This is a genomic window from Streptomyces sp. NPDC058796 (assembly GCF_042745235.1).
Lineage (GTDB): Bacteria > Actinomycetota > Actinomycetes > Streptomycetales > Streptomycetaceae > Streptomyces.
The window spans coordinates 19,875-30,382 of record NZ_JBHYOP010000024.1; the positions used below are offsets into that span (position 1 = coordinate 19,875).

At 72.5% G+C, this 10,508-nt stretch carries 8 protein-coding genes; all 8 read right to left on the reverse strand.

All coding sequences use genetic code 11. The features are described 5' to 3' along the window. Nucleotides 1-34: 34 nt before the first annotated feature. Nucleotides 35-1,198, reverse strand: a complete 1,164-nt coding sequence (locus tag ACFW47_RS34245; RefSeq protein WP_386308176.1) for an acyltransferase family protein — start codon at nucleotides 1,196-1,198, stop codon at nucleotides 35-37. Between the two features lie 185 nt (nucleotides 1,199-1,383). Then, nucleotides 1,384-1,722, reverse strand: coding sequence for a hypothetical protein (locus ACFW47_RS34250; RefSeq protein WP_386308177.1), 339 nt, complete (start codon nucleotides 1,720-1,722; stop codon nucleotides 1,384-1,386). 93 nt (nucleotides 1,723-1,815) lie between these two features. Beyond that, nucleotides 1,816-1,938, reverse strand: a complete 123-nt coding sequence (locus ACFW47_RS34255) for a hypothetical protein (protein ID WP_386288210.1) — start codon at nucleotides 1,936-1,938, stop codon at nucleotides 1,816-1,818. 220 nt (nucleotides 1,939-2,158) lie between these two features. Further along, nucleotides 2,159-2,365 (reverse strand): DUF5302 domain-containing protein, encoded by a 207-nt coding sequence (locus tag ACFW47_RS34260; RefSeq protein ID WP_386288209.1) that lies wholly within the window; start codon nucleotides 2,363-2,365, stop codon nucleotides 2,159-2,161. Between the two features lie 421 nt (nucleotides 2,366-2,786). Next, nucleotides 2,787-3,608: a BTAD domain-containing putative transcriptional regulator gene (locus ACFW47_RS34265; RefSeq protein ID WP_386288207.1), complete on the reverse strand. Its 822-nt coding sequence runs from the start codon at nucleotides 3,606-3,608 to the stop codon at nucleotides 2,787-2,789. 646 nt (nucleotides 3,609-4,254) lie between these two features. Then, complete coding sequence (locus tag ACFW47_RS34270) at nucleotides 4,255-5,523, reverse strand: activator-dependent family glycosyltransferase (RefSeq protein WP_386288205.1); 1,269 nt, start codon at nucleotides 5,521-5,523, stop codon at nucleotides 4,255-4,257. A gap of 9 nt (nucleotides 5,524-5,532) precedes the next feature. Then, nucleotides 5,533-6,618, reverse strand: a complete 1,086-nt coding sequence (locus tag ACFW47_RS34275) for a cytochrome P450 (RefSeq protein ID WP_386308178.1) — start codon at nucleotides 6,616-6,618, stop codon at nucleotides 5,533-5,535. Next, a partial coding sequence (locus tag ACFW47_RS34280; RefSeq protein WP_386308179.1) for an SDR family NAD(P)-dependent oxidoreductase occupies nucleotides 6,615-10,508 on the reverse strand: 3,894 nt, incomplete at its 5' end. The genes ACFW47_RS34280 and ACFW47_RS34275, both read right to left, overlap by 4 nt.

The following is a 10,508-nucleotide window of genomic DNA, read 5'->3' on the forward strand; positions in this document are numbered from 1 at the left end:
GGCAGGCCCACGCGCCCGCGTCACCGCGGCAGCGTCAGGTCCAGAGCAGGCTGCCGGCCGCCAGGCAGACCGTGGCCAGGCCGGCCGTCATCGCGACGAAGGTCAGCCGCGTGCTGGCTGCCAGCGGGGGCCAGGCACGGACGGGGTCCTCGACGAGACGCTTGGTCGTGTACGCGAGGACCAGTGCGGACGCCAGGATGCCCAGCCGCACGGGGAGGTCCAGGACGCCGTCGGACACGGCGAGGGGCGCCAGGATGAGCAGCGGCCAGTGCCAGAGGTACAGCGAGTAGCTGATGTCTCCGAGGAGTTGCACGGGCCGCGACGAGGTCACCGTGGTGTGCCACTGTCGTTGCTGACCGGTGCCTGCGGCGATGACCAGAGCCGTGCCCACGGTCGGGACCAGTGCCGCGGCCCCGGGGTAGGGCGTGAGGCCGGTGAAGTGGACTGCCGAGCCCACGAGCGCGGTGAAACCGAGGAGGGAGACTCCGTTGGCGACGGCTCTCGGCAGCACGGGTTTCGTGCCGGCCAGTGCGATCACCGCGCCGATCGCGAACTCCCACACCCGGACCGGTGTGATGAAGTACGCCGCGGCCGGGTCGGCTTCGGTGAGGTGGACGCACCAGGCCAGCGAGACGAGCCCCAGCCCGGCGACGCCTGCGAGGCGCGCGAAGGGTGCGCGCAGTTTGAACAGCAGCAGCAGGAGCAGGGGCCACAGGAGGTAGAACTGCTCCTCGACCGACAGCGACCAGTAGTGCGCCGTGGCGGTGACCCGGGCGGGGTCAACGGGATCGGCGCCGAGCAGCCAGTTCTGGCTGTACAGGGCGCTGGCCAGCACCTGACGGGCGTTGTCGGCCCAGCGGTCCTGTGCGACGAGGGTGTGCACGGCGACGACGACGCTGGCGAGCACCAGAAGGGCGGCGGGCAGCAGACGGCGTACGCGCCGGGCGAAGAAGTCCGCGATGCGGATGCGGCCGGTGCCGTCGATCTCGTGGGCCAGCTGTGCGGTGATGAGATAGCCGGAGATGACGAAGAAGGCGTCGACTCCGACGAAGCCGGCGGTGAGCACGGTGGGCCACAGGTGGTGGAAGACGACGAGTCCCACGGCCAGGGCGCGCAGTGCCTGGATGTCCGGGCGGAAGTCGGCTTTCGCGGCACGGGTGGTGCCGGGTCTTTCGAGGGTGTTCTGTCGGGTGGGCATGGCACTCCTGGGCACTGGTCCTGTGTGATCGTGCGGGGAGCGGACCAGTGGCCTTGCGTCCTGGTCACGCGCTGGTGCAAGGACGCTTGTCTTCGGGACCTGTGGGGGGGTCGCCCTCGGCTGTGGACACTCGCAGCACCCGCTTGAGCGCCACACGGGAGGTGCTCGATTCCCGGGGCGTGTCGTCAGCCCGGACGTTCGGTGACGGCCCCGTGAAATCCTCGTCGAGCATGGTGCCGGGCGCTGTGTCCCGAGAACTGTCCGGGCCGGCGTCGTGGCGGGCTGAGCGGGTAGCGGCCGGGGACGCGGTGCGCGGCGAAGACCCGTTCGCCACGTGCGGTGGGCCTGCCGTCCCAGGCGAGCAGGTCGCCGCTGCCCACGCCGAAGCCGCACTCGGTGAAGCCGGGCCGCAGTCCCCGCCCCAGCGCTTGGGTGCAGGCCTCCTTCAGGAGCCACAGGCGCAGCAGGGCGGCCCCGCGCGGCGTCGCCGAGACGCTCGAGCGCGGCTCGTCCGACGGGGGCAAGCAGGTGGCCGCTCAACAGGTCGTAGGACATGCCGCGGTCTGCCGGTTCGGCGTCGACGGCGATGCGGCCGCCGCGGTTGGCGCCGACGGCGATCAGGTCGTCGGCGTGGGTGAACTCACGCCGATCCGGTCGAGGCCGCACAGGTACGGACGACCACCGATCCCTTGCGAGAGGTCGAGCTCCACCCGGTCGGTGCGCAGGGCGGCGGTGGTCATCTCCCTCGCCGCGGCACGGGGAGCAGCGTGCGCGCCCGTATCCAGACGCTGAACGCCTCTCTCGAGCCCGGGTGGAGTCCGCTCGACGGATGCTCCGGTGTTCCTGCGGCCGGGCCCCGGCGCGTCAGAAGCGTTCCGCTGTCGTTCTTCGCGCGGTCCACGGAAAACGCTGCGACACCCGTGATCGAATGTCGCAGCGTTGCCCGGAAGGAGCCTTGGGTCAGCTGGCCTTGCGGCGGAAGTTCCGCTTCTGACCTGCGGGGTTGCCCATGTTCTTGACCTTCGCGCGCCCCTCTTCGTGTGCCTGCTTGGCCCGCGAGGCCTGCGACTTGCGCTGCAGCGCCGCCTTGAACTTCTCCCGTACCGCGTCCGCGCCCTCGTTCCCGGTCTCGTCGTCGGTGCGGTCGTTCTTCGGAGTCTCAGTCATACGGTTCTCCTTGCCGTAAGGAACACTCTGCCAAAGTTGCACGGCAGCACCACTGTCACGATCGGAGCTGGACGGTCGGTCGAGCGTCGCTCGAAGCGTGGTCGCGCCCGTTCGTGCGGAAACCCGGCGGCGAGCCCAGGGATGTTTGCTCGCGCTGGAGCATAAGTCGGCAGATCGATCGGGGTCTCCACGGGGAAGGCCCAGGCGGCGTCCGACAGGCCCAGGGCGGCGCCCGGTGTCGCGGCCTGGCAGCGGATGCGGCACGGCCCGCGCGCCGGGACCGAGGTCGCGGCTCCAGCCGCCTCAGGAGGGGACGCCGGCTCCGGCGTGCGCGAAGCAGTGGACCCGGCAGGCACCGTTTGTCGGACATGCGGCGTCCTCCTCGACAGCGTTGCGGAGTCTCGTGCGCGGTCGTCCCCGCTCAGGCCGCGTACAGGTTGAACGTGGAGCCGCGGCGTGGTCCACGGCTGACGTCGAGGGCCGGGTCGACGGCGAGCATCGCCTGGTGCAGGCGCTGCAGCTGGGGCGAGGGCTCGACACCGAGGTCCTCTACGAGCCGCATGCGCAGCTTGCGGTAGATGTCCAGGGCGGTGGCCTGACGCCCCGAGCGGTACAGGGCCACCATCGCCTGCGAGTGCAGCCCCTCGTGCTGGGGGTGTCGGGCGGTCAGGTCCGCGAGCTCGGCGATGACCTCGGAGTGCCGTCCGAGCCGCAGGTCGGCGTCTATTCGGCGCTCGACGGTGACGAGGCGGCTCTCCTCCAGGCGCATCGCCTCGATCTCCAGGATCGGCCCCGTGCTCACGTCCACCAGAGCGGTGCCCTCCCACAGCCCGAGCGCCTCGCGGAACTGTGCGGCGGCCCGCTCATCGTCGCCCGCCTCGAACGAGGCCTGCCCCCCGGTGACCAGCTGCTCGTACCGGTGCACGTCGACGCATTCAGGGGGTACCTGCAGCAGGTACCCCCCGTGTCGGGTGGCGATGACCTCCTTGGCACTGCCGGGCGTGTCGGGTCCCATGGCGGTGCCGAGGCGCCGGCGCAGCTGAAGGATGTACGTCTGCAGCGTGGTCATCGCGCTCTGGGGCATGTTGCTCACCCAGATTTCCTCCATGAGCATGGACACGGGCACGACGCGGCCCGGATGGAACGACAACAGCGCGAGGATCTGCCTCGGCTTGCTGGCGGTCGGCACGATGGACACCCCGTTGACGTCGGCGCTCAACGGGCCCAGAACCTGAATCTGCACGGCTTCCTCCCATACCCTGTCGAGTCCGCGGTGGTTCGGAACCACCGGCGTGTCGCACGCTAGCCGCGTTCTCCCGGCCGCCTTCGGTCTCTCCACCACGGCTCAAGCACACTCCAAAGCGGCCGGTCGTCCGCTCGGCGCAAGGGAGAGAGCCAGGAGGGGGGCCGATCGCACCGCCCGCGAGGGTAGGCAGTGGGCGGCTGCGCCCTGAGGTTCGGGTGGTCGTACAGCACGGCGGAGCTCTCGCGCAGCCCGTAGACGAGGTTGCTGACGGAGACGAACTCCCCGGCAAGCCCGGTGCCCACGCCGAGAGCGGAGAAGGGCTCGTTGCTCAGTCGCTTGAGTCGCTCGGATCACCATCTGGGGACCGCACGGCTTCTGGTCGGCGGGGACGACCCAGCGAATCATGACACGAAAGACACCTGCTCGACCTGGGCAACCGATGCGCTGGACACCGAGCGCAGGGCCCGGCGCTGCCGCACCGACGTCTTCGTCGACCTCCGGCGTGAGATCACGCGGCGTTACGAAGACATCCGCTCCGCGCTGGCCACCGGCATGAGCAACGGTCTGATCGAGTCCACCGAGCCGCCGACCCGCCGCAGAGTCACCCACCCCCGCGGCAGGCGAGCCCTTTTGTGCCCGGCCCTCACGCCCTGCGCTCCGCGGTCATCCTCTCCAGCACGCGGACGACTTCCGTCGGCGCGGGCTCGGACAGGATCTCGTCCCGTACTTTCGCGGCGCCCTCACGAAATGCGGGATCCTCCAGGACGCGGACGACACTGTCCCGGAATCGGTCGACCGTCAGTTCCCCGACCGGCAACGACACGGCCATGCCTGCTTCCGCGGCCAGCCGGCCCCGTTCGTCCGTGTCCCATCCATGGGGCAGCAGCACCTGGGGCACACCGTGCACCGCCGCGGTGTGCCAGGTGCCGGGGCCGCCGTGGTGGGCGATCGCGTCGCAGGTGGGCAGCAGGGCGTGCATCGGCACGAAGTCGACGGTGCGGACGTTGTCGGGGACGCGCGCGACCGACTCCAGTTGGTGGGCGTCCAGCGTGGCGACGAACTCGGCGTCGATGTCGGCCACGGCCTCCAGCATCTCGTCGGTGGCGATGGCCTCCACCCCGCTGTCGCGGCCCCCGACACCGAGCGTGAGGCACACCCGGCGCCCGGACGGCGGCTTCTGCAGCCAGTCCGGTACGACGGCGGGGCCGTTGTAGTCGACGTAGCGCATGCCGACGGTGGGCAGCCCCAGGTCGAGGCGCATGCTGGGCGGTACGGGGTCGATGGTCCACTGGCCGACGGCCATCTCCTCGTCGAAACCCGGCTCGGACCGCACCCCGTGGCGCTCCAGGGTCCATTCGATCCACTCCGCGAAGGGGTCCTCGCGGTGCTCAGGCTCCTGGCGGCCGAGCAGGTCCAGGAAGGCGCGGCGGGACTTCGTGGTGATGTCCGGGCCCCACAGCAGCCTGGCGTGGGCCGCTCCGGTCACCTTGGCGGCGATCGGGGCGGCGAAGGTCAGCGGTTCCCATATCAGCAGGTCCGGTTGCCAGGTACGGCAGAAGTCGACCATTCCGTCGATCAGGGAGTCGGGGGTCATCAGCGCGAAGAGGTTGGGCGTCAGGGCCGTCTGCATGCCCAGCAGGTGGTCCCAGCCCGCGTTCTCCAGGGTGCCGTCGGCGAAGTCCAGCGACCGCACGTACTTGATCATGTCTTCGCCGACCGCGCTCATGTGCCCGACGAGGTCCACGTCATGGCCCACGGGCACCGCCGTCAACCCGGCGGCGGTGGTGATCTCGGTCAGTCCCGGTGATCCGACGACCCGGACCTCGTGTCCGGCGGCACGACAGGCCCAGGCGAGCGGAACGAGCGGGTAGAAGTGGGTCTTGCTCGTCATGGCGGAGAAGACGATTCTCATCGGAAGTCCTTAGATCTCGACCGGGCACCGGCTGATGCCCCGCAGTACGGGCGAACGGCGGCGACGGACCACGGGGCCCGTCAGTGCCGTGCCGGGCAGCACATCGGCGAGGGCGCGCAGGGCCGCGGCGGCGTGCCTGGCGGCGAACTCCTCCAGCCCGTCGGAGTGGCCGAAGCCCGAGGTCAGGGCCGCAGGTGTGGCCGCGCGGTCCACGTCGAACCGGTCGGGTTCGGCGAACACCTCCGGGTCGCGGTGGGCCGCCGCGAGGGCCACCACCACCACGTCGCCCTCGGCGATCGCCGTCCCCTCGACCGTCTGTCCGGCGGTGGCGCGGCCGACTTCGAGATGGACGGGGGGCGCGGTGCGCAGCGTCTCGGCCACGATGCGGTCCGCCACGTCGGGGTCGTCGGCGAGGCGGCCTGCCAGGCCCGGCGTGCGCAGAGTGGCGAGCGCGGCGTTGGTCACCGTGTTGGCCGCCATCTCGCAGCCGGCGGCCGCCCGAACGCCTTCGGCGCCCGCCAGTCGACGCAGTTCAGCCAGCGCGGCCACGGTCCGTTCGGTCACGGCCAGCGGCTGCGGGGTCAGCCGGGCGTCCAGCGCCGGGGCACCGGAGTGCAGCAGGGCGGCGACGCGTCGCGCGTCCTCGCCGGCCAGGCCGAGGCGCGCGGTGACGCCGCGGGCCGGGGTCTCACGCGCCAGATCCCGCAGCAGATCGAGGCGAGCACCCGCCTCCGCCGCCACCTTCCGGTACTCCGGGACCAGTTCGTCGACTGCCGCGGGCGGCGGCCCCCCGGCCGGCCGCGCGTCCAGGAAGGGCCGCGCCCACTCCTCGGCCGCCTCGCCCCCGGCCCGGGCGAACCCCGGGCCGCGCAGCACCTGAGCGGCGGCGGCGTACCGGGTGACGACCCAGGCTCCGCAGCGGCTGCGGAAAGGCCCGTCGGACGCCGAGCGGATCTGCTCGTACCAGTGGTCCGGTGTGTCGTCCTGCCCGCACAGGAGCATCGCGTACGGGTCGCCGTTCACGCCGAAGGCCCAGTACCAACCGCGGGCCATCTGGAGCCGACTGCCGAGCCGGCTTCGGTCTGTGGTGGTCATGCCAGGTTCCCTGTCCATGTGTGGATGCGGTCGGCGACGGCCCCCGCGTGCTCCTGCACCATCGAGAAGTGGTTGCCGGGCACGTCCGCGCGGTCGTGCGGGAACGGCCACGTGGACTGCCAGCTTTCGTCCTCGGGCCACTCCCCCAGTGCCTCGGTGGCGCGGACGAGCAGCGTCGGTACGCCGAGGTCCCGCGGCTGCCAGGCGCGGGTGAAGCGGTGGTAGGCACCCAGCGCGGTGAGCCGGGTGTCGTCCACCCGCACGCCTTCGCGGCCGAACATCGTGTCGGTCAGTTCGGTGAGCCAGCCGTGCACCGCCTGCTGGCGTCCGGGCGGATAGACGTCGATCAGGACGATGCCCTGCGGCGGGCGGCCCCGGTCGGCGAGTTCGGCGCCCAGGGCGTAGGCCATCAGGGCGCCCGCGGAGTGGCCGACGAGCACGAACGGGCCGTCCGCCGATTTCAGGACGGCGTCCGCCTGGGCGCCGAGGACCGCCGCCATCGACGCGGGCAGTTGCTCGCCCGGCTCGTAGCCCGGCTGCGGCAGCGCGGACACCGGCAGCCTGCCCTTGAGGGCGGCGGCGATCCGGAGGAATTCGTGCGGCCCCGCCACGGGTGCCGTCCCGGCACAGCAGATCACCCGGAGCTGTCCCGGCCCGGCCGCCAGGTCCACCAGGTCGACCGGGGCCGCCAGGTCCTCGGGAGTCTCGAACCGGTCCCGGTGGCCGGCCAGTTCACCGAGCAGTTCCAGGTAGGAGTCCAGGCGTCCTTCCCGTACGGACCGCTCGTAGAGGGCGCGCAGCATGCCGCCGTCGGCGGTGGCCGGGGCCTGCGGTGCTCCGGACGTGAGCAGGGGCCGCAGATGAGCCGCGACGTCGACGACGGAGGGGTGGTCGAACACCAGGGTGGTGGGCAGGGTCAGACCGGTGACCTCCTGGAGCCGGTTGCGCAGCCCCACCGCCGTCAGGGAGTCGAACCCCAGCTCGGTGAAGCGCTGGTGGGGTGAGACCGCGTCCGGGTCCGGGTGGCCGAGCACGGCCGCCACCTGGGCGCGGACCCATGTGGCGAGCGTCGCCTCGGCCTCGTCGGCGGACAGGCCGGACAGCCGTTCCTGCCAGGTGGGCCCGTGTCCGGGGCCGTCCCCGGCGTACGCGGCGGGCGTCTGCCGCACGGCGTCGGGCAGGTCCTCGATGAGCGGACGCGGGCGGGCGGCGGTGAAACCGACGGCGAACCGGTTCCAGTCGACGTCCGCGATCGATACGCAGATGTCCCGCTGGTCCAGGGCCTGCTGGAGGGCCCGGATCGCCTTGTCGGGCGCCATCGGACGCAACCCGCGCCGCATCAGGCCGGGCAGGTCGGCGTCGGCCATGCCACCGTCCGCCCAGGCCCCCCAGGCGATGCTGGTGGCGGCCTTCCCCCGGGCCCGGCGCCGGTGCGCGAGGGCGTCGAGGTGCGCGTTGCCGGCGGCGTAGGCGCCGAGCAGGCCGCTGCCCCAGACCCCCGCGTTGGAGGAGAAGAGCACGAACGTCTCGGCGTCGGGGCAGAGTTCGTCCAGGAGCCGGGCGCCGGCCGTCTTCGCCTGGGTCACGCGCGCCAGCTCTTCCGGGTCGAGGTCGGCGACCGTCCGGCCGTCGGGGACGCCGGCCAGGTGCATCACCGTTTTGATCCGCTCCCCCTGGCCCTCCAGTCCCTCGATCAGTTCCGTCAGCCGGCCTCGGTCGGTGACGTCGCAGGCCGCGAAGGTCACCCGGGCGCCCAGGGCGGTCAGTTCCGTCTCGAGCTCCGCGCTGTGCGGTGCCTGTCCGCCCGACCTGCCGACCAGCACCAGGTGCTCGGTCCCGGTGCGGGCGAGGTGTCGGGCGACGTGCCGGCCGAGGGTGCCGGTACCGCCCGTGACCAGCGCCGTGCCGGTGGCCCGCCACGGGGTCGCGCCGGGCACGAGCGGAGCCCTGACGAGGCGTCGGACGTGGCAGCCGGTCTCGCGCAGCGCGATCTGGTCCTCGTCGCCCGCGTCCGCGAGGCAGGCGGTGAGCCGGTGCAGCACGGGCTCGGTGAGCTGCCCGGGCAGGTCGAGCAGGCCGCCCCAGCGCTCGGGGGCCTCCAGCCCCATCACCCGTCCGATCCCCCAGACCATGGCGTGCGCCGGGTCGGCCGGTTCGGCCTCGTCGACCGCCACGGCTCCGCACGTCACCAGCCACAGGGGCGCTCCGACATCCGCGTCGCCGAGCGCCTGGTGGAGGGCGAGGGTGGCGGTGGCGGCCCGCAGGTCGTCGTCCTGCGCCGTCTCCAGGGCAAGCAGGGAGACCACCGCTGTGATCCCCTGTACCGACTCCCGCAGCTCCTGTGTGAGTCCGTCCCGTCCGGCCACCACGGCGTCGGTGGTGAGGCGCAGCACCGTGCCGCCGGCCTCCTCGACGGCACGGGCCACGGTGTCCTGCCGCGGGTCGGTTCCGGAGCCGACGATCAGGTACCGGCCGGTGAGCGGGGCCACTGCCGGGGAGAAGGGCCGCCACTCGACGCGGTGGCGCCAGTCGGCCACCCGGTCGGGTATCTCGGGCGTCAGCCAGTAGCGCTTGTGCTCGAAGGGGTAGTTGGGCAGCGGGACGGGTGCGCGGTCCGGGAAGACCGCAGCCCAGTCGACGTGTACTCCACCCGCGTGGGCACGGCCGAGTTCGCGGACGAAGTGCCGGCTGTCCGCGTCCCGGTGGAGGCTGCCGAGGACCAGTGCCGCGCTCCCGGAGCGCTCGGCGGTCTCCTGGACGCTGGTGGTGAGCACCGGATGCGGGCTCACCTCGACGAAGGTGTCGTAGTCGTCGGCGAGGGCGGCGTCGATGGCCTCCTCGAAGCGGACCGGGGAGCGGAGGTTGTCGTACCAGTACGCTGCGTCCATGGCGCCGGTGTCGCAGCGCGCGCCGTGCAGTGTGGAGTAGAGCGGCGTCCCGGACGGCCGTGCGGTCACGTCGGCCAGGTCCGTGAGGACGCGCTCGCGGACCCGCTCCATGCGGGGCGTGTGCGAAGCGTAGTCGACGGGGATGCGCCGGGCACGGACGCCGTCGGCGGCGCAGCGCTCCTCGAACGCGGTCAGCGCTTCGGGGTCACCGGCCACCACGACCGAGGCCGGGGAGTTGACGGCGGCGACGCTGATGCGCTCGGGCCAGTCGGCGATCAGTTCCCGTGTGCGGTCCTCGGGCAGCGATACGGAGGTCATGGCGCCGTCACCGGCGAGTTCGGCCAGGGCGCGGGCGCGCAGCGCCACCACCCGGGCCGCGTCCCGCAACGAGAGCGCGCCCGCGACGCAGGCCGCCGCGATCTCTCCCTGGGAGTGCCCCACCACCGCGTCCGGCTCCACGCCGCACGCCCGCCACAGACGCGCCAGCGACACCATCACCGCGAACAACACCGGCTGCACCACATCGACCCGCTCCAAGGACGGCGCGCCCTCCACCCCGCGCACCACGTCCACCACCGAGAAACCCGCCACCTCCGCCAGCGCCTCGTCGCACTCCGCCAGCGCATCGGCGAACACCGGGACCCCGAGCAGACCGCGCCCCATCCCCACCCACTGCGAACCCTGACCCGGAAACACCCACACCACACGACGCCCCCCACCACCCACACCGGTGAGGAGGTCGGGGGCCGGCATCCCCTCCTGCAGCCGTCGCAGGACGTCCTGCGCCGTCTCGGAGTCCTCGGCCAGTACGACGGCGCGCCGCTCATGGTGAGTGCGTGCGGTGGCAAGGGAACGGCCGAGGCCCTCCCATGCGCCCGCGCCCGCGCCCGCGCCCGCCACCACCGGAGCCAGTCGGCGTGCCTGGGCGGCCAGGGCGGTGTCCGTCCGGGCGGACAGCACCAGCGGCACCACACCCGCCGCCTCCAGCACACCCACAGAACC

Excerpts from the sequence above, each read along its gene's own strand:
- ACFW47_RS34245 (WP_386308176.1), bottom strand. The coding sequence starts at position 1,198 with ATGCCCACCCGACAGAACACCCTCGAAAGACCCGGCACCACCCGTGCC.
- ACFW47_RS34255 (WP_386288210.1), bottom strand. The coding sequence starts at position 1,938 with ATGACCACCGCCGCCCTGCGCACCGACCGGGTGGAGCTCGACCTCTCG.
- ACFW47_RS34260 (WP_386288209.1), bottom strand. The coding sequence starts at position 2,365 with ATGACTGAGACTCCGAAGAACGACCGCACCGACGACGAGACCGGGAAC.
- ACFW47_RS34270 (WP_386288205.1), bottom strand. The coding sequence starts at position 5,523 with ATGAGAATCGTCTTCTCCGCCATGACGAGCAAGACCCACTTCTACCCG.
- ACFW47_RS34275 (WP_386308178.1), bottom strand. The coding sequence starts at position 6,618 with ATGACCACCACAGACCGAAGCCGGCTCGGCAGTCGGCTCCAGATGGCC.